This is a genomic window from Ralstonia sp. 22086 (genome assembly GCF_052045975.1).
GTDB lineage: Bacteria > Pseudomonadota > Gammaproteobacteria > Burkholderiales > Burkholderiaceae > Ralstonia > Ralstonia wenshanensis.
Map to the genome: position 1 here is coordinate 123,273 of NZ_JBQEPZ010000005.1, position 17,955 is coordinate 141,227.

General features: G+C 61.8%; 20 protein-coding genes. 12 read left to right on the forward strand and 8 right to left on the reverse strand.

The genetic code is table 11. The annotated features are described in order from the left end of the window. Window positions 1-84: 84 nt before the first annotated feature. Window positions 85-300 (forward strand): DUF2061 domain-containing protein, encoded by a 216-nt coding sequence (locus tag ACTJK6_RS21315; protein ID WP_232041305.1) that lies wholly within the window; start codon window positions 85-87, stop codon window positions 298-300. 306 nt (window positions 301-606) lie between these two features. On the opposite strand, the gene ACTJK6_RS21320 is transcribed toward ACTJK6_RS21315, so the two are convergent. Then, window positions 607-1,977, reverse strand: coding sequence for an APC family permease (locus ACTJK6_RS21320; RefSeq protein WP_232041306.1), 1,371 nt, complete (start codon window positions 1,975-1,977; stop codon window positions 607-609). Window positions 1,978-2,319: 342 nt separating this feature from the next. On the opposite strand from ACTJK6_RS21320, the gene ACTJK6_RS21325 reads away from it, so the two are divergent. The 5 genes from ACTJK6_RS21325 to ACTJK6_RS21345 all read left to right on the forward strand — a co-directional run bounded on the left by ACTJK6_RS21325 (window position 2,320) and on the right by ACTJK6_RS21345 (window position 5,502). Continuing rightward, the gene (locus ACTJK6_RS21325; RefSeq protein WP_232041307.1) at window positions 2,320-2,763 is read left to right on the forward strand and encodes an Hsp20/alpha crystallin family protein; all 444 of its coding nucleotides are present in this window, start codon (window positions 2,320-2,322) and stop codon (window positions 2,761-2,763) included. 33 nt (window positions 2,764-2,796) lie between these two features. Then, a complete protein-coding gene (locus tag ACTJK6_RS21330; protein ID WP_260803908.1) occupies window positions 2,797-3,216 on the forward strand; it encodes an Hsp20/alpha crystallin family protein in 420 nt (139 codons plus the stop codon). 186 nt (window positions 3,217-3,402) lie between these two features. Then, on the forward strand, window positions 3,403-3,864 hold the full coding sequence (locus ACTJK6_RS21335) for a MarR family winged helix-turn-helix transcriptional regulator (RefSeq protein ID WP_440818904.1): 462 nt from the start codon (window positions 3,403-3,405) through the stop codon (window positions 3,862-3,864). A 141-nt stretch (window positions 3,865-4,005) separates the two neighbouring features. Next, entirely contained in the window at window positions 4,006-4,431 is a 426-nt protein-coding gene (locus ACTJK6_RS21340) for an organic hydroperoxide resistance protein (RefSeq protein ID WP_440818905.1), read from the forward strand. 51 nt (window positions 4,432-4,482) lie between these two features. Further along, window positions 4,483-5,502 (forward strand): alpha/beta hydrolase, encoded by a 1,020-nt coding sequence (locus tag ACTJK6_RS21345; protein ID WP_260803909.1) that lies wholly within the window; start codon window positions 4,483-4,485, stop codon window positions 5,500-5,502. A gap of 73 nt (window positions 5,503-5,575) precedes the next feature. On the opposite strand, the gene ACTJK6_RS21350 is transcribed toward ACTJK6_RS21345, so the two are convergent. Together ACTJK6_RS21350 and ACTJK6_RS21355 are read right to left on the reverse strand one after the other, a co-directional pair. Continuing rightward, a complete protein-coding gene (locus ACTJK6_RS21350; protein ID WP_260803910.1) occupies window positions 5,576-6,001 on the reverse strand; it encodes a GlcG/HbpS family heme-binding protein in 426 nt (141 codons plus the stop codon). 31 nt (window positions 6,002-6,032) lie between these two features. Next, window positions 6,033-7,046 carry a zinc-binding alcohol dehydrogenase family protein gene (locus ACTJK6_RS21355; protein ID WP_440840125.1) on the reverse strand — a complete coding sequence of 338 codons (1,014 nt, stop codon included), beginning with the start codon at window positions 7,044-7,046 and terminating at the stop codon, window positions 6,033-6,035. A gap of 97 nt (window positions 7,047-7,143) precedes the next feature. On the opposite strand from ACTJK6_RS21355, the gene ACTJK6_RS21360 reads away from it, so the two are divergent. After that, on the forward strand, window positions 7,144-8,073 hold the full coding sequence (locus ACTJK6_RS21360; protein ID WP_440476316.1) for a LysR family transcriptional regulator: 930 nt from the start codon (window positions 7,144-7,146) through the stop codon (window positions 8,071-8,073). Between the two features lie 90 nt (window positions 8,074-8,163). Here ACTJK6_RS21360 and ACTJK6_RS21365 read toward each other — a convergent pair whose 3' ends face one another. Further along, complete coding sequence (locus ACTJK6_RS21365; RefSeq protein WP_440818942.1) at window positions 8,164-9,123, reverse strand: aromatic alcohol reductase; 960 nt, start codon at window positions 9,121-9,123, stop codon at window positions 8,164-8,166. A gap of 92 nt (window positions 9,124-9,215) precedes the next feature. Between ACTJK6_RS21365 and ACTJK6_RS21370 the strand changes: the two genes are divergently transcribed. After that, window positions 9,216-9,629, forward strand: a complete 414-nt coding sequence (locus tag ACTJK6_RS21370) for a winged helix-turn-helix transcriptional regulator (protein WP_313903713.1) — start codon at window positions 9,216-9,218, stop codon at window positions 9,627-9,629. A gap of 52 nt (window positions 9,630-9,681) precedes the next feature. On the opposite strand, the gene lspA is transcribed toward ACTJK6_RS21370, so the two are convergent. Next, a complete protein-coding gene (lspA, locus tag ACTJK6_RS21375; protein ID WP_260803912.1) occupies window positions 9,682-10,191 on the reverse strand; it encodes a signal peptidase II in 510 nt (169 codons plus the stop codon). An 879-nt stretch (window positions 10,192-11,070) separates the two neighbouring features. Here lspA and ACTJK6_RS21380 point away from each other — a divergent pair. Next, the gene (locus tag ACTJK6_RS21380; protein ID WP_440840126.1) at window positions 11,071-12,411 is read left to right on the forward strand and encodes a cytochrome C; all 1,341 of its coding nucleotides are present in this window, start codon (window positions 11,071-11,073) and stop codon (window positions 12,409-12,411) included. 39 nt (window positions 12,412-12,450) lie between these two features. Further along, window positions 12,451-13,071, forward strand: coding sequence for a c-type cytochrome (locus ACTJK6_RS21385; RefSeq protein WP_322018693.1), 621 nt, complete (start codon window positions 12,451-12,453; stop codon window positions 13,069-13,071). A 57-nt stretch (window positions 13,072-13,128) separates the two neighbouring features. Here ACTJK6_RS21385 and ACTJK6_RS21390 read toward each other — a convergent pair whose 3' ends face one another. Then, a complete protein-coding gene (locus ACTJK6_RS21390; RefSeq protein WP_316870592.1) occupies window positions 13,129-13,422 on the reverse strand; it encodes a DUF1330 domain-containing protein in 294 nt (97 codons plus the stop codon). Between the two features lie 63 nt (window positions 13,423-13,485). Between ACTJK6_RS21390 and ACTJK6_RS21395 the strand changes: the two genes are divergently transcribed. Continuing rightward, window positions 13,486-13,944 carry a MarR family winged helix-turn-helix transcriptional regulator gene (locus ACTJK6_RS21395; protein WP_440840128.1) on the forward strand — a complete coding sequence of 153 codons (459 nt, stop codon included), beginning with the start codon at window positions 13,486-13,488 and terminating at the stop codon, window positions 13,942-13,944. A gap of 141 nt (window positions 13,945-14,085) precedes the next feature. On the opposite strand, the gene ACTJK6_RS21400 is transcribed toward ACTJK6_RS21395, so the two are convergent. Further along, window positions 14,086-15,051, reverse strand: coding sequence for a dienelactone hydrolase family protein (locus ACTJK6_RS21400; protein WP_440840129.1), 966 nt, complete (start codon window positions 15,049-15,051; stop codon window positions 14,086-14,088). 648 nt (window positions 15,052-15,699) lie between these two features. Next, window positions 15,700-16,191 carry a DUF4124 domain-containing protein gene (locus ACTJK6_RS21405; RefSeq protein WP_440840130.1) on the reverse strand — a complete coding sequence of 164 codons (492 nt, stop codon included), beginning with the start codon at window positions 16,189-16,191 and terminating at the stop codon, window positions 15,700-15,702. 440 nt (window positions 16,192-16,631) lie between these two features. Here ACTJK6_RS21405 and ACTJK6_RS21410 point away from each other — a divergent pair, with 440 nt between their 5' ends. After that, window positions 16,632-17,885 (forward strand): Hsp70 family protein, encoded by a 1,254-nt coding sequence (locus tag ACTJK6_RS21410; protein ID WP_440840131.1) that lies wholly within the window; start codon window positions 16,632-16,634, stop codon window positions 17,883-17,885. Window positions 17,886-17,955: the final 70 nt, after the last annotated feature.

Below are 17,955 nucleotides of genomic sequence, written 5' to 3' on the forward strand. Positions count from 1 at the left end.
CCGAGACCGTGCGGTAGCCAAACCGGAAGGCATTCATTGATCGGCGCTACCAGGCATCGATGCGCGGGATCAGGAGGGAACATCATGGTGCGAACCGTCAGCGCTCGTCGTTCTGTGATCAAGGCCGCGACATATCGGATCGTGATCATGTGCCTGGACTTCGGCACCCTTTATCTGCTGACCGGTACGGTTCACCTGGCAGTCGGTTTCATGATCGCCAGCAATATCTACACGTCGATCGCCTACTTTGCCCACGAACGCATATGGGCTCGCATCAAGTGGGGAGTCTTCGAAACGTAGATGAGCGGCCGTCCTTCGACAGAAGCAGAGAACAGCGACCGATCCGCATATACGAACCCCATGGGCAGTGCGACGCAGAATGCCCGCGCCGTCCGCACAGCGTGCAATAGTCGTCCATGACAATGACCTTTATCGAGAGCCGGGTGCCGACAGGTTCAGTATCGGAGGGGCGCCCGGCCGCCGCTATCAGGGGACGCCAATTGTCGTGTCCGGGCGTGCCCTTGTTTCTGTAGGTCAATCCCGCAGGCGCTGTCAGCGCAGGCTGACAGCATCCGGCGCCGCCGATTGTCGTGCGTGCAGTGCTGCTCAGGCTCTGGAAGCCACCCAGATCTTTTTGCGGTTCAGCAGCAGCGGGATCACGCCGATGGCGATGCCGCCCATCCCGACGAGGTTGGTGACCCAGTCGAAGGTCGGGATGCTGTAGAGCGCGATGAAAAACAGGAAGAGCCCGCTCGCGACCGGCCAGATGACATGGGTGATGGCGACCCACGGCCCCTGTGTCAGCACCTTGCGGTAATACCAGCCGCAGGCAAGCCCGGTAAGCCCGAGGTAGAAGCAGATCTGGAAGCCGATGGCGGTAATCGAATCCTGCAGGATGACGTTGATCGTCGGCAGGTAAGACGACACGAACAGCAAGGCAAGCCCGGTAATCCAGATGAAGAAGATGGCGATGTGGGGCGTGCGCCAAACCGGATGCAGTCGCGCATAGCGCGCGTGAAGTGCGCCGTCGCGGCTTTTGGCAAACAGCGTGCGCGTGAACTGCAACATCTGGGTTTCAACCGTTCCCACCGTGCTCAGCAATACCGCAACGATGGCGACGTAGCCCCAGGTCGGCCCAAACAACTTCTCTGCAATGGCGAAGATGATGTTCGTGTTGTAGTGCTGGATCTCGGTGTCGGACAGTCCAAGCTGCGTAATGACGATGAAGATGAGAAAGAACGCCATCAAGAACACCATCGACCAGAACGCAGCCCGGCCGGGCGTGTGGTTCGCGTCCCGCGTCTCTTCGCTGAGGTTCATCGTCACGTCCCAGCCGTAAAAGAAGAAGATGGCCACCAACGCGCCGTTGGCGAACATCTGGGGCGTGAACGTGAAGGGCCAGAACCAGACCCACGAGAACGGATGCGCTGGCGTATGCGGGAACACGATGAAACTCGCGACGATGATCACGAGCAGGATGATGCCCTCGACAATCGTCATCAGCACCTGCACGTAGCTGGTGAGCTTGATGCCCTTGACGACCACCGCGCTGACAACCGTGAGCCATGCCGCAGCGATCAGCGTCACGTAGTGCACGTTGTTCATCATGGGCCGATCAAAGATGAGCAGCGTGGCATTTGCCGCCGGAATCATCGCCGACACCATGAACACGCAGCACAGCACCAGAAGCGCCCAGCCCGCAAGGAAGCCGAGCGCACGCCCGAATACCATGCTCACCCACGAATATGAGGTACCGGCGCTCGCCAGGGCGCGATTCATATTGATGAACGCGTAGGCGATGCCAAACATGATCAACCCGCACACCAGAATGCTCGCCGGTGACTGCGTGCCAGCCGTCCCGATGATGGTGGAAGTCGTAATCTCGATGCTGTAGGCCGGTGCCGTGCCGGCAATGCCCATGATCACCGATTCGACGACGCCCAGGGAATCGGCATTGAGCTTGGCTGGTTGGTCCATGGGGGTAGGCGACTCCGGGTCGACATTGGGCAATAGACCGATTTTTACCCTGTGCCGGATGTGCCGGCAATAGGGGCCTCTCTGGACCGGGCCAGTGCTTGGGCGGGGGCTGGCAAGCCTTTGGCGATAGGGCGACGTAGCACGCGTTTGCGCATGGGTTCTTCGTCCAGCACGCAATGGCCTCTTGAAATTTCTCCTTGCTTCCTTATTTTAGGTGTCGTCAATGCAGTCGCGGTTTTCGCGCTGCGTGTTTCGATTTGTTTGTCAGTGGCCCGCCACGGACCGATGAACTGGAGCGCGTAGTTCGGTTCAGTCTCCGTGCGGGCCCTTCAGGAGCCAGCCATGAGCGATCTGTTTTTTGGCACCGATCTGCTGGGCGAATTCGATCGCCTGCAACGGCAGATGGCCACTCTTTTTGCGGGGGCACCCGCAAGCCTGCGCGCCACGCGCCTCGGCACTTTTCCTCCCGTCAACATTGGCAGCACCGATGACTCGGTCGAGATCGTCGCGTTCGCCCCGGGGCTCGACCCCGCGCAGATCGATGTCTCGATCGACAAGGGGCTGCTGACCATCAGCGGCGAGCGCAAGCGCCCCGATTTCCAGCTCACCGAAGAGACGCGCGTGTATGCCGACGAGCGCTTCACGGGCGCCTTCCGCCGTGTGATTGAGCTGCCACAGGACGTTGACCCCGACAAAGTCAGCGCGCGGTACGTCAACGGCTGCCTGACCATCAGCGTCGGCAAGTCGGAGGCATCGAAGCCGCGTCAGATCACAGTGCAAGGCTGAGTCGCGCCCGGCACAAGCATGAAGGAGCACATCATGAACGACACCACCCAATTGGCGACCCATGCACAGCCCGGCAAGGCTGCGGCTGCAAAGCAGATGGCTGAACAGGCGGCCGCCCGGCAGACTCACATGGCGCCCCCGGTCGACATCTTCGAGAACCGCCAGGGCATCACGCTATATGCAGACCTACCAGGCGTGCCGCGCGAGAAGCTTGATATTCGCGTTCAGGACGGCACGCTCACCGTCGATGCCGAATTGATGGTGCCCACACCGGCGGGGCTGCGGCTGCAGCACGGCGAAGTTCGGCACCCGCATTTCTCGCGCACCTTTGTGCTGAGCCCCGACTTTGACGCTTCGCGCATCGATGCGCAGTTGCGCGACGGGGTTCTCAAGCTGACGATCCCGCGCCGCGACGAAGCCAAGCCGCGGCGTATCGAGGTGCAGGCCGGCTGACCACATCCCCGGCCGTTGTTTGCCTTGCAAGCGGGCGCGCTACTTGCGCGCCCGCGCATTTGGCACGGTGCTCTCGGGCAATCGTTGTTTGTCACCAGGAGACAAAAGCGTAGCTCCGATCCGGCACTGAACAATTCACAGAAAAATAGCTTGCAATTCAGTAGCGCACTATCTATATTTGCGTTCATGAACACACGCAAGCCCTCCTCCGCACGCCGCGACCTCGCCCTGGACGAGCAGCTCTGCTTTGCCCTGTACTCGACCATGATCGGGATTAACAAGGCGTACCGGCCGCTGCTCAAGGCGCTGGACCTGACGTACTCGCAGTACCTCGTCATGCTGGTGCTGTGGGAACAGGATGCGCAAACGGTGTCGCAGATCGGTGAGCGGCTGTTCCTCGACTCCGCCACGCTCACCCCGCTGCTGAAGCGGCTGGAAGCATCCGGGCTGATCGAGCGACAACGCTCGGCCGAAGACGAGCGGCGGGTGATCATCTCGCTCACGGCGGCCGGCAAGACGCTGGAGAAGCGGGCCGAGAAAGTGCCGGCATGCATGGCTACGGCCATGGAGTGTGCGCCCGGCGAGTTGGAAGAGTTGCGCACACAGTTGAATGCATTGCGAGGACGGCTCTTCAAGAACGCCGCCTGAGCACACACGTATCACCGACGGGCGCCTGACCGCGTCCGTTTTTTTAAACCTATTAAGTAGCGCGCTATTTAATAGCAAGCAATGCGGCACGGCCTCGACAGCCGATGCGCGCACCTCAACCCCTCCCTAAGGAGAACCACCATGTCGATCGAAAACGTCCTCTACCGTGCCAATGCTCGTGCCACCGGCGGCCGCGATGGCCGCGCCATCACCGACGATGGCCGGCTCGAAGTCCGGCTGACCACGCCCGCCGAACTGGGCGGTGCAGGCGGCGAAGGGACCAACCCGGAGCAGCTGTTTGCTGCGGGCTACAGCGCGTGCTTCCTCGGTGCAATGAAGTTTGTTGGTGCGCGCGACAAGATCCGCGTGCCGGCGGATGTGTCCGTGCAGGGCAGCGTTGGCATCGGTGCCATTCCGAACGGCTTTGGCATTGAAGTGGACCTGAAGATCAGCCTGCCCGGCATGGACCACGCCGAAGCGCAAACGCTGATCGACCGCGCGCACATCGTCTGCCCGTATTCCAACGCCACGCGCGGCAACATCGACGTGCGCCTGAGCCTGATCTGACCCGCACGTCCATTCACACCATTCCCCAACCAACCGATTGGAAGCACTGCCATGAACCGCATCACCAAATTTGCCGCCGGCACCCTGCTCTCTTTGGCAGCGAGCGTCGCCCTTGCTGCGGGCAGCCCCGGCGTGGAGCGCAACACCCAGGCGTTCCTCGACGCCCTGGCTGCCGGCGGTGGCCAGCCGCTGGAAACGCTGTCACCCGCCGATGCGCGCGCCGTACTGGTGGGCGCGCAAGCCGCGGCAAAGGTGTCGCTGCCGCCCGCTGACGTCAGCCAGAAAACCATCACCGTGGATGGCAAGCCGATCAGCCTGACCATCGTGCGCCCGGCCGGCGCGAAAGGTACGTTACCCGGCTTCATCTTCGTTCACGGCGGGGGCTGGGTGCTGGGGGACTTCCCCACGCACGAGCGCTTTGTGCGCGACCTGGTGGCCGACTCCGGCGCCGTCGCCGTCTTCGTCAACTACACACCATCGCCCGAGGCGCGTTATCCGGTGGCAATCAACCAGATCTACGCCGCCACCAAATGGGTGGCAGAAAACGGCGCGCAAATCGGCGTAGACGGCAAGCGGCTGGCCATTGCGGGCAACAGCGTGGGCGGCAACATGGCGACCGTGGTGGCGCTGATGGCCAAGGCGCACGGCACGCCCGCACTGCGCGCGCAAGTGCTGTTCTGGCCGGTCACGAATGCCAGCTTCGAGAACGCGTCGTACGACGAATTTGCGCAGGGGCACTTCCTGACCAAGCCGATGATGCAGTGGTTCTGGAACGCCTACACGACCGACCCGGTGCAGCGTCAGGAGATCTACGCATCGCCGCTGCTGGCGACGCCCGATCAGTTGAAGGGGCTGCCGCCCACGCTGGTGATCACGGCCGAGAAGGATGTGTTGCGCGATGAAGGCGAAGCCTACGCACGCAAGCTCGATGCAGCGGGCGTGGATGTGACCGCCACGCGCTACAACGGCATGATCCACGACTTCGGCTTGCTCAATGCGCTGGCCGGCGTGCCGGCAACGCGTGCAGCGCTGCATCAAGCCAGCGAAGAACTGAAGGCGCGGTTGAAGTAATCGGCTGGGCGGGTTGTCACCGCCCATGCCTCATTGCAAACGCCGAGGAACAGCGCGTAGGCGGGATCACAGCTCAAGACAGAAGCCCTGCCTTGCGCAATGCTTCCTCGGCCGCCTCGTGGTCCTGGGCAGCGCTGCCCCCAGAGATACCGATGCCGCCCACCAGCCGACCCTCGTAAAAGATCGGCACGCCGCCGCCCACCGGCATCAGGCGCGGGTGGTGCGCCAGTGGGGCAACGGCGGGCTCGGCCATGTACTGGTTCCATTGGTGCGTGCTCATGCCGAACGAGGCTGCCGTCCATGCCTTGTTGATGGCAACCTCAGCGGTCAGGAAAGGCGCGGCGTCCGCACGCTCGAACGCGCGCAGGTGGCCGCCTGCATCGGTAATGGCGATGGTCGCGGCAAACCCGCGCGCAGCACAGGCACGGCGTGCCTCTGCCAGCAAGGCCTGCGCGGCTTCCAGGCTGATCGTTGCCGTGGGGACGATAGGGAGTGTCATGGTGAGGCTCCTTGTCAGATGTCTGCAGGGTTCAGCCGTTGGCAACAACGACTTTGCCGATCATGTTTCCGGCTTCCACCAGCGCATGCGCCTTGATCAAGTTCGCGGCGTTGATGCCATCGATACGCTGCGTCAGGGTGTGCTTGATGTCGCCGCGATCGACCAGTTCGGCCACACGGCGCAGCAACGCGTGTTGTCGGGCGATCGTGGCGGTGGTGAACATGGCGCGGGTGAACATCAGCTCCCAGTGAATCGAAATGGATTTCCCCTTGAACGGGCCGATATCCAGATCCGCCGGGTCGTCGATGAGGGCGAATTGCCCCTCGGGGCGCAGCACAGCGGCGATCTGCGGTACGTGAGCGGCGCTCTGGTTCAGCCCAGCCACATGCGTCACGTGATCAATGCCAAGCGCTGCCAGTTGGGGCGCCCACGGTTGACGGTGATCGATGACGTGGTGTGCACTATGCGCCAACACCCATTCACGGGTTTCGGGCCGCGAAGCCGTGCCGATCACGGTCATCCCCGTCAGCGCGCGCGCCAGCTGGGTCAGGATGGAACCGACACCGCCCGCCGCTCCGGTCACCAGCAGCACGCTGTTCTCCGTCGGATCGGCCGCCTGGACCCGCAGTCGATCAAACAGCAGTTCCCACGCAGTGATGGCTGTCAGCGGCAGCGATGCGGCCTGCGCAAAATCCAGCGATGCCGGCATGGGGCCCACGATGCGTTCGTCCACGGCATGCAGTTCGCTGTTGGTGCCAGGCCGCGTAATGTCGCCGGCATACCAGACACGGTCACCCGGCTTGAAGCGGGTGGCCAGCGGGCCAGTCGCGCGGACGATGCCCGCAGCGTCCCAGCCGGCAATACGCGCCTGCCCTCCTGGAATGTCTCCGCCACGCCGGATCTTGGTATCAACCGGGTTGACGGACACCGCTTTGACTTCCACCAGCAGATCGTGGTCGCGAAGTTCAGGCGTCGGCAGCTCGATGTCTTGCAGCGCCTGGGGATGGCTGATCGGGTGGTTCTGATAGAAACCGATGGCTTTCATGCACGTTCTCCAGGAAGTGAATGAGGGCCATGCTATCTTTCAGCGATATGCGGATAAACGGGCTGCGCGCCCAAACACTTTCGGCATTTCAATGAAAATCATCCGCCTCGATGACGTGCAAATCTTCGTGCACACGGCCGACGCCGGTAGCTTCTCGGAGGCGGCGCGGCAGCTGAACATCGCCCCCGCGCAGGCAAGCGCGTCTGTGCAGCGGCTGGAAAAAGCGCTGGATGCGCGCCTGTTCACCCGGTCCACACGCAGCATGCAGCTGTCAGAGGCTGGAGAGCGCTACCTGCCGCATGCGCGCGTCATGCTGGGCGCGCGAGAGCAAGGCGAACAGGCGCTGGCCGGTGGCCGGGAAGCACTCTCCGGCCCGTTGCGACTGTCTGCTCCGTCCGATTTCGGGAGAAACCTGCTGCTGCCGTGGCTCGACGATTTTCAGCATGAGCACCCCAGTTTGTCAGTGCACCTGAAACTGAGCGACCGGTCTGCCGACCTCATCCGCCAGCCGCTGGACTTTGCCGTGCGCTACGGGGCGCTGCCCGATTCATCCCTGCTGGCCATCAAACTGCTCGACAACAACCGGCGTGCGTTGTGCGCGGCGCCGTCGTACATCGAACGACATGGCGCCCCGGCCAAGGTGGACGACCTGCGGCGACACAACTGCCTTCGGTACATCTGGAGCGAGCAAGTCCACGAACGCTGGCGCTTTACGCTGCCCGGCGGCGAACGCACCGTGGCAGTCACCGGAAATCGCGTCAGCGACGATGCCGATGCGGTGCGCCGCTGGGCCATCGCAGGCGAAGGCCTGCTCTATAAATCGCGACTGGATCTCATCAACGATTTGAAGGCCGGCCGATTGGTCGAGATCTTTCCGCAGGAATACGGCGAGCCCGCGCCGCTGCATTTGATTTGCGCCCACCGCGCGCAACTGACACCCGCCATCAAAGCGCTGAGTGCCTTTCTGCGGGAGCGCTGTATGGCGCTGCTTGCAAGCTATTCCGCGAAAGGCTCGCCATCCGAGTAAAACGGTGCCGACCGACTCACACTGAATTCGCAGCCGGGCGCGGACAACTCGAAGGCTGCACGCTGAACAGCCGCGCTCCGGCGGCCCGCCTTACGATTGCGCGTTGCGGCCCGACGCAAGGTTTGCATGGATCCACGCTGCCACGTCAGTGACAGGAATGGCGTGGCGTTGATTGAACGTCCCGCGCTTGTCCCATGCGACACCCCGCCCTTGGGCAAAAGCCGCACGATACTTGCGCATCATGTTGTGCGGGTCGCGTGCCAACTCGTCGAGCAAATACTGCTCGGTCCACTCTGAGCGGCTGAAGGGACGACCGAGGGCCGCTTGCAGCTTGTCCGCGACTTCACCGTAGGTCACGGTGTCGCCGGCCAGATAGACGATCTCGTTGCGGATACGTGGTTGAGCGAACACGATCTCGGCAGTGAGCGCGCCGATGTCATCGGGCGTTGTCAGCGTCACAGCGGTGTCCAGGCTGCCGAGGGCGTGAACCGCATGGTTTTGCAGGTCGACAACACCAAAGTCCGGCTCAAACAGGTAGCTCATGAACATGCCGGTCGAGATGATGACCCACTCGGTCTTGTGCTGACCGCGCAGCAGTTCGCGCACATCCAACTGCGCATCGAAAATGTCCTGCGGACTGCCGCGACCGATCACATCAAAGTCCACCCCGAACTGCCATGGGAAGTACCTCGGGATACGCGCCTGCAAGGCAGCCCGCGCCAACTTCATTGGCGTGTCGATGCCGGCTGCATAACCCGCGCAGCCGATGACGGTGTCATATTGCGCGAAGACGTCGGCAAGCTCTTCGATGGAGCTTTTCACAAGATCGCCTACGACGATCTCGATCCCGAGACCTCGGATCTGAGCGATATCTTGTTGCTTGCCGGGTGCGCTGGACTCAACGGCACTGGCGCGCAGCAGCACGCTGATCTTCGCGCCGTCCACGCCCTGCGCGCGGCGTGCAAGATTGCGCAGTACAGGGAGACCGAGTTCACCGGCACCGAGCACGAGAATGTTCTGGGACGTAGCGTTAGGATCTGTTTGATTCATCATCTAGCCTGCCAAGGAATGTGTTGCGGCAGTCTAGCGATGCATGGGTGTGCATGGAAGAAGGCACACGCGTGATACTGGGAGCCACGCAGTTGGATCGAGACGAACTTCTCAACTATTCGCAGACCGTATGTGACGGCCTGAGAGACGACGATGATGGATTGCGGCGAGAGGTGCTCGCCCATGCCGGAAGCCGTTGGTCACTCGGCGTCGTCCACACGCTGGGCGTGTACGGCAGACTGCGCCATGCAGAAATCGGCAGGCGCATGCATGGCGTGACTCAACGCATGTTGACGCGCACGTTGCGACAGCTCGAGCGTGACGGCTTGGTGGTCCGTCACGACTTTGAAGAGATACCGCCCAGGGTGGAGTACGAGCTGTCCGACACGGGCATGGAACTGCTCGTTCGCATGGTCCCGTTGTGGACCTGGATCGTCGAGAATGCGGACCGCTTCCGAGAAGCGAGGCTGAATTTCGACAGCGAGCACCGCGATGCAGACGCATAGCCGGCTGGCGTTTCGATTCGCCTACGCGATGTTGGCTCGGGCCCTTCACCCCTCAGGCCGTCGACGCGCCCGGCAGGGTTGGTCCGCGCTTTACACCACGGAAGAGAAGGAGCGCCACGCCGAGCATGATTCCCATGTCTGCGACGTTGAACACCCCTGTTCGCAACTGGCCGATGCCCATGTTCAGAAAATCAAAAACCCGGCCATCGTAGACACAACGATCGAACAGGTTGCTCAGCCCTCCACCCAGAATGCAAGCTGCCGCAATGACTTCGGTACGGCGGAGCGTGGGCGAACGCAGCACCCACACGAACAGGCCGACCAGAATCGCCAGGACGCCATAGATGAAGACGATATTGCGCGTCGCATCCGACATTCCAGCCCCCAGGCTTAGGAACGCGCCGTGGTTATAGGTGGGTAGAACGAGCAGGCTTCCTGAAAGCAATGACACGACTTCGCCGGGCGTCAATATTTGCTTGAATAAAGCCTTCGTCGCCTGGTCGATGATGATCCAGGCGAGCGCGCCAAGCAGCGCAGTGGCAACTCTTTGTTTCGTCGTCATTCGAGAGGTCATCTGTAAGCGGGACCCCATTCTAGTCAGAGTCAGATTCGGGGAACGGCTGCACGGGAGTTGTCCACAACCGCACTGAGGATGTCGACCGGCCGCTCCTGGCCGTAAGCTGCCTGATGCGGCTTTCGTGAACTGCGATTAGGTATTCAGCAGCCGATTCCCGCATGCAGCGAAAGCGATGCCGCTGGCGTCAAAGAAGAAGGGGCCGAAGGTGGCGGCGTCAGCATGCCATCTGACAAAAAAAGGCCCCGGCCGGGACGGGTGGCCGAGGCTAGCTAGGACTGCATGGACGACTAGGGAGAGGGAGGAGCCTCCCCTTAATTTTCCAGGGGCGGAGTCTATGGAAAGGGCCCTGCCGAGGCAATTCAACAATTCTCAGCGGGACCGATGCTGCAAGGATGACGCCTCCGCAAACTGAGGGGTGTCTCGGGCCTCTTGAAGCATTGGAAGCGCTGACGTCATTGGACCAACGTCTGCTCTCTGCTGTGTGGGGAGGGGGGACTGCCACCCTCACCTTGCCCCAGCCTTCCCGGCCCGTCACGGGAAGGCGTCAATCCATTGCAATTGGTTGTAGCCCGTGCGCTTTATGGCGGCTACCACATGCAACGTTTTCGGATCGACATCGCGGCCCCCAGCAACATCGAGAACAGCCCAAGTTTTCTCCCTCGCACAGCGCGCAAACGTACAACCGGCATTTCCACGAGGAACGCCCCCCTTTTTTGCAAGCACGCCCTGCCTTTGTGGCACGCGTGAAAAGTTGATCCGTATCAGGCTAATCGCGTCGGAGCGTTTGACAGTTCCGGCAGCGGCGCCTTTCATAGATGAGCGTGCTGGTGAAAAAACCGAACAAAAAAAGTGGGGAGGGGCACCATGCGACGTTTCAATACTGCGCTCCGTGCGCTTGCGGGGCTGCTGATCGGCGGCCTGATGGCGTGGTCAGGACAAGCCAGTGCGGTACCGGCTTTCGCCCGCCAGACCGGAATGGCATGCATGGCGTGCCATGTCAGTTTTCCTGAACTGACACCCTTCGGCCGCTTCTTCAAGATGACCGGCTATACGCTGGCCAACAACAAGACGATTCCGCTCTCGGGCATGGTGCAGATTTCGCGCACCAACACGCGGACGATCGATCAGGACAACTTCGACTTCGTGCGCAACGGAGACACGGTGCCGCAGCAAGTGAGCCTGTTCTACGCTGGGCGCATTGCGGGGCCCGTGGGTGCCTTCGCACAGTGGACGTACGACGGTGTTGCGCACCACAGCGCGCTGGACAACACCGATATCCGCGCTGCATGGCACCTCACGCGTGAGGACGTTGAGTTCATCTACGGCGTCACGGTCAACAACAACCCGACGGTGTCTGACGTGTGGAACAGCACGCCGGCGTTCGGGTATCCCTATGCCGCGCCCAGCATCGGCGTGCCTCCACTGGCAGGCACCCTTGTCGACGGTGCATTGGCACAGCAGGTGGTAGGCGCCAGCGCATACGCATTCTGGCAGCGCCATATCTACGCAGAACTGGGCGCCTATCGGACTGCCGATCAGGCCTTCTCCGTGTTCCGTGCTGGGCAGGACACGGCAACCCCGGGCGGCGTTGCGCGCTTGAGCGGCGCGAACCCGTACTGGCGTCTGGCATACAACCAGGAGTGGGGTTCGCATTCGGTCATGTTTGGCACATTCGGGTTGCTGGCCAACCGGTATCCCGACAACACCATGCCGGGCACACCAACCGATCGCTTCAAAGACTATGCACTCGACGCGCAGTACCAGTACCTGACCATGACCCATGCGTTCACGGCGCAGATGGCATGGATTCACGAGCAACAGAACTGGCGGGCCAGCTTCCCGAGCGGTGGCATCGGCGCGGGCCCCACGCCGGCCAACCCAACCGATCACCTCGATACCTTCAAAGCCAAGGCGTCGTACTACTACCAGCGCAAGTACGGGGGGTCGGTTGCGTACTTTTCAACAACCGGCAGCGCAGACCCCGGCCTGTACGCTCCAGCGCCTGTAACCGGCAGCGCCAACGGGCGGCCCGACACGCAAGGCCTGATTCTGGAGCTGGACTATCTACCGCATCCGCAGATCAGGCTCGCGCTGCAGTACACGTGGTACCTGAAGTTCAACGGCGCCCATGCCAATTACGACGGCAACGGCAGAAACGCGGTCGATAACAACACGATTTACCTGCTTGGCTGGTTCATGTTCTAGCCGTAGGTCACGCGCGAAGATGCGAGGGGGGAGAACGCCATGAATGGATTCCATCAGCACAGGCGAGTCTGGCTGACCGCGCTGGCAGCGTTGGCGATGATCGGCTTGTCAAACATGGCGGGCGCGCAGGATGGCGAGAAGCTGGCCGCGCAGCTGTGTTCTTCGTGCCATGGGGTGCACGGCAAGAGCGAAGCGCCGATGTTTCCGCGCCTGGACGCACAGGTGCCGCAGTACCTGGAAGCGCAGCTGAAAGGCTTTCGCAACCGCGGCCGGGGTGAGACCGACGCACAGGCCTTTATGTGGGGTATTGCATCGCAGCTGGACGACGCAACCATTGCGTCTCTGGCCGAATACTATGCACGGCAGACTGCACCTGCCGGCCCTGCGGGTGACCCGGCACTGATGGCGCGCGGCAAAGAGATTTTCGAGCACGGCCTGCCTGCGGAAGGCGTACCGGCGTGCGCGTCGTGCCACGGGGCGCAAGCGCAGGGCAACGGAACCTTCCCGAGGCTGGCGGGCCAGCATGACGCCTATCTCTTGCGGCAGATTGCGGTGTTCAAGAACGGCACGCGCGCCAACGCTCCCGTGATGAGCGCCGTTGCACACACGCTGACAGACGACCAGGCGAAAGCCGTTGCTACGTTTTTACAGGCGCAGTAGCGGTCTGCATTTTTTTGATCGTACCGACAACGTACGTGACTGGCCGGAAGCGGCCGATCACGACAGCGTTTCGACAACGAACATCCGCGCTTGCTGGGCTTCCAGACGATCCGCCTTGATCGGCGCATAGGTCTCGGAATTGTAGAAAGCCAGCGCTTGGGCCAGCGTCGGGAACTCGAACACGCCAGCCATCGGCAACGGGTCTTCATCGCCCTCCAGAACCTGCGCGACCGGGCCGAAATGCAGGATTCGCCCACCCGCGTCTTGCAGTGCAGCTTGAAAGCGCGGAGCAAGCGCCGCCTGCTTGGCAGCGTCGAGGATGCGTAGATTGACGTGTACGTATGCCGGCATTGTGCCTCCTAAATAATGCATATACAGTATTGATGGCAGGCACGATTGTCAAACGAGGTAGGCATGAAGGGTTTTGATCCAGAGGCTTTGAAGAACGTTGCAGCGGAGTGCCCAGGCTTCCAGGCACGCGCAACGGCGCGCGCGCTCACGCGTTACTACAACGCCTGTTTCAAGCCGCTCGGGCTCACGGCGGAGCAGTTCAGCCTCTTGGTTGGTATCGGCGAGGCCGAAGGCACGACGCTGGTCGAGCTGGCGGATAAGGCCGGGGTCGACCCCACTACCCTCAGCCGATCTGTCCAGAATCTGGAAAGCCGGGATCTGCTCCATGCCACAGGCGGACGCGGCCGCGCTGGAAAGCAGTTGACCCTCACGACATCGGGGCGTCGGCTCGTGGCCGATGCGCTCCCGGTGTGGAGTTCGGCCCGAGCAGAACTTGCCGAGCAGATGGGCGACAAAGCGCTTCGTTCGGCAACGCAGGCAATGGCGAAACTGGCCAACGCTGCAGGATCTTCGCGGGCGTAATGCTTCAGGTCACGCAGGCCCCGATTTTTTGGACCAACCTGCGCTGCACTGGCGTCTTGAGCGCATGGGCCGTTCGGTAACGAGGTGTCACGTTGGCTTGTCGTGCTGGATGCAAAAAAAGGGGGATGCAGATACCTGAATCTACTGCCGTGAGAAGAGCGTACTCAGATACGCGCGAACGTCACGGATGGCCGCTTCGCGTGCCTGGGCGTTGGCTCCAACATGCGGGCCCAGTTGAACGCATGCATCCTTGAAGGTGAACTCGGAGTGGCTGGCGAGGTTGATCAATATCCCTTTCTCGTCTTCGGCGATCTCGCACGCGCGCACCGTTTGCGAGCCTTTGGCTACGGTGGGTGGCATGTCGAGCGGCAGATCGAATGCATGAGGCGCATCGGGGTACACCGTCATCGCAACGTCGTTACCGGCCTTGCGCAGGCGCTCCACATATGCCTCGCATTTTTGGGGCGGGTCGTAATCGTCGGCAGCGCCATGGAACTCCCGGATGGGGGCATCTACATCGGTGTCGTCCCGATAGCGCGTCATGCAGTCGGGATAAAACGGAATGTATGCCTGGAAGCGCGCACCGCTGGTATTCCACAGCCGGTGAAGCCGGCGCATCGCCGCATACAGCGTGGCCTGCCCGCCGCGCGAAAAGCCCATCAGCACGATCCTTTTGGAATCGATTCTCGGATGATGTGCCAGAACGGAAAGCGCACCATATGCGTCGATGATGAGATTCAGCCGCCCCAGCTGGCTTTGGTCACGACTTGTCGAAACGATGCCTCGCCCCGTGAAGCCGTCGATGGCAAAGGTGGCGATGCCCATGGCATTGAATATGCGCTCCCACATTTCGATGTTGGGGCCAATGCCGCTGGAACCGTGAATGAGCACCACTGCCGGCTGTCGCCCGCTCGCCTGGGCGAGGCGTAGCACGCCTCCCACCATCACAGGCTTTCCGTCTTTGCTGCCGGTCAAGACCTGAGTGTCCGACAGCGTGAACGACGGAATCGCATGCACTTCGACATGCGCCGCAATATCACCGCTTTGCGCGTGCGATGTGGTGGCCCAGCAGCACAGGGCAAGGGCGAAAACAGTCAACCACTTCATTGCCTAGCCTCCTGGCGTCAGCCGTCGGTTTTGAGCGTACCGCGCGAAGTCTGATCGCGCTCCAAAGACTTGAATACTGGCCAAAACAAAGCGACGCAAAGACATTTGCGCCAGCCGGCATCTGATTTCAGTCGATGACAGAAACCTTGATCGGCGTTCCATACGCATGCTGCCGGCTAAGCGCAAACAGCTGACCCAGGCTTAGCCTTTCGTTCCAGATATGGCGTAACTCCAACCCATACCTCGCCTCAACATCCTCAGCCAAGGTTTCGAGCTCAAGGGCGTCAGGAGTCCATTGCCGAGGATATAGCGCTCGGTATATAGCCAGAATCTCATCATCCGGGCTGAGCATCAGCTTCTGCCTATCAGGTAGCGCAAACGCGCCTACAAAGACGAGTAGGAATTCGCGGATCTCCAACTTTGAGGCGGACGGGAAAGCTCTGCGCCAACGCTTTCCCTGACAGCTCCGGCCACTGAACGTTGCAGGCAAGCCCCATCCAAGGGACGCTGACCATAGTAGGGAAACCAGAAGGAGTGCGATAACGATGAATGTGGTCACGACCTACCCATATTGGAAATGGAGATTCGGAAACCGCCCAGCCCACGAAATGCCGGCAAAGTCTTTACAGCCAGTTCTAAGGAGTGGTCCTATCGGCGGGCTTCAGCGTTTCGCGCCGTGCAATTTGTCGGCTCCTTGACTATAGGGCACTGCGCAAGGGCCTCGACTTTTACCGAGCCATTCGCGTTTTTATATGGGCCAAAGCATTCCTGCGCCTGGCGGTACAGCTTCCATTGCTCGGCGCAGCTGAGGCCATCGGTTTCCGTTGAGGGTGCAGCGGCATCGACGACCGCAGGCGCGGCGGGGGCCGATACGGAACGCTTCGCCCGCGGGGATTCCGTGGATTGCTGCAAGCGAAATAGCGCTTCTCGTTGCTCCGCCGGGCTTGGCGCATCGTTTCTTAGCGTCATGGCTTTGGCGTTGCCTCGGTATTTATCGGGCACAACGTCGCCATAGTGCACAACGCCTTTCTCATCCACCCATTTTGAAACCTGGGCCTGGGCCATGCCGGCGCCAAGCAGCGCCAATGCCAACGCGATCGATACACACCAGTTGCGCGCGAAGAGGGCTCTCATGAACATGCATCGGCTCGCTAGTTTTTGAAGGGAGGGAGCTTATTTGGGCGGCCACCGATCACACATGCCCGGCGTACCGGAACGTCGGTGCAATCCAAGCCTTGAAGCAAAGAAATCTCTGTCCGGATTCTCACTCTACGCGACTTGCATTGAAATCCCCCGCCCGTCTCGGGGAACCGTCTTGCTGCTGTTATTGGTTATAGCCCCGCCGCTCTATGGCGGCTAACACGTCCCACGTTTGCGGATCGACATCGCGGCCCCCCGAGCGACATCGATACGTACGCATCAATCGCATCCACAATGCCTTTGATGAAGGCCGGCGGGAATGGGTGTGCGCAGACCCGTCGCACAAAGCCACTACAATAGCGCCCCTTCGCCGGTGGCCCCCGCTCCTGATATCCCGTGCAGGCGCATGCCTCCAGCTGCACTCCAGAAGCCACATTCCTATGATGTCAAACGCCTGCGGCGTCGATTTCGGCACGTCCAACTCCACCGTTGGCTGGCTGAGATCGGACGCACCCACCCTGCTGCCGCTCGAAGACGGCAAGGCCACGCTGCCTTCCGTCATCTTCTTTCATGCCGAAGACCCGACGGTCAGCTACGGCCGTGCCGCGCTGGCCGACTATCTTGCCGGCTACGAGGGCCGCCTGATGCGCTCGCTCAAGAGCCTGCTCGGCACGTCGATGATGGACGACAGCACCGAGGTCATGGGCCAGGCCATGCCTTTCCGCAAGCTGCTCGCGTATTTCATCGGCGAACTCAAGCGGCGTGCCGAGCGCGCGGCCGGCCATGAATTCCGCCGCGCCGTGCTGGGCCGCCCCGTGTTCTTCATCGACGAAGATCCCAAGGCCGACCAGCTCGCCGAAGACACGCTCTCGGAAATCGCGCGCGACGCTGGCTTTGACGAGATCGCCTTCCAGTACGAGCCCATCGCCGCCGCGTTCGACTACGAGGCCGGCATCAGCGGTGAAGAACTTGTGCTGGTGGCGGACATTGGCGGCGGTACGTCGGACTTCTCCCTGGTGCGCCTGTCGCCCGACCGCGCGAAACGCCTTGACCGCCGTGACGACATCCTCGCCAACGGCGGTGTTCACATCGGTGGCACCGACTTCGACCGCGCCTTGAGCCTGGCCAGCGTGATGCCGCTGCTGGGCCTGAACAGCACGCTGCGCAACGGCAAGGCGATGCCGTCCGGCCAGTATTTCGACCTGGCGAGCTGGCACACCATCAACCACGTGTACACGCGCAAGGCGTGGACGGTGGTGATGGACAACTACCGAGATGCCGCCGACACCGAAAAACTCGACCGCCTCATCCGCCTGATCCGCGAGCGCGCCGGCCACTGGCTGGCCATCCAGGTGGAAGCCGCCAAGATCGCGCTGTCGGACGCTCCGGTGGCGGAGATCGACCTGCACCGCATCGCGCCCGAGTTGAAGCAGCCCGTCACGCGCGAGGACTTCGACCAATCGATTGGGAAGCTGGTCGGCAAGACGGTCTCGACGGTGCAGGCCATGCTGAAGACGGCGGGCGTTGCAGCGGAAGCGGTCGATACCATTCTCTTTGCCGGCGGCTCCAGCGGGGTGCCGTTGCTGCGCGAGCAACTGGCGCAAGTGCTGCCGTCGGCGCGGCGCGTCGAGGGCGACCTGTTCGGCGGGATCGGTTCTGGCCTGGCGCGCGATGCAGCGCGCAAGTTCGGCTGATGGGCGGCGGGACGTTTCGAGCGTATCGAACCAGACAACCCCGGGCGCGGCAGGATGTCTCTAAAGGAAA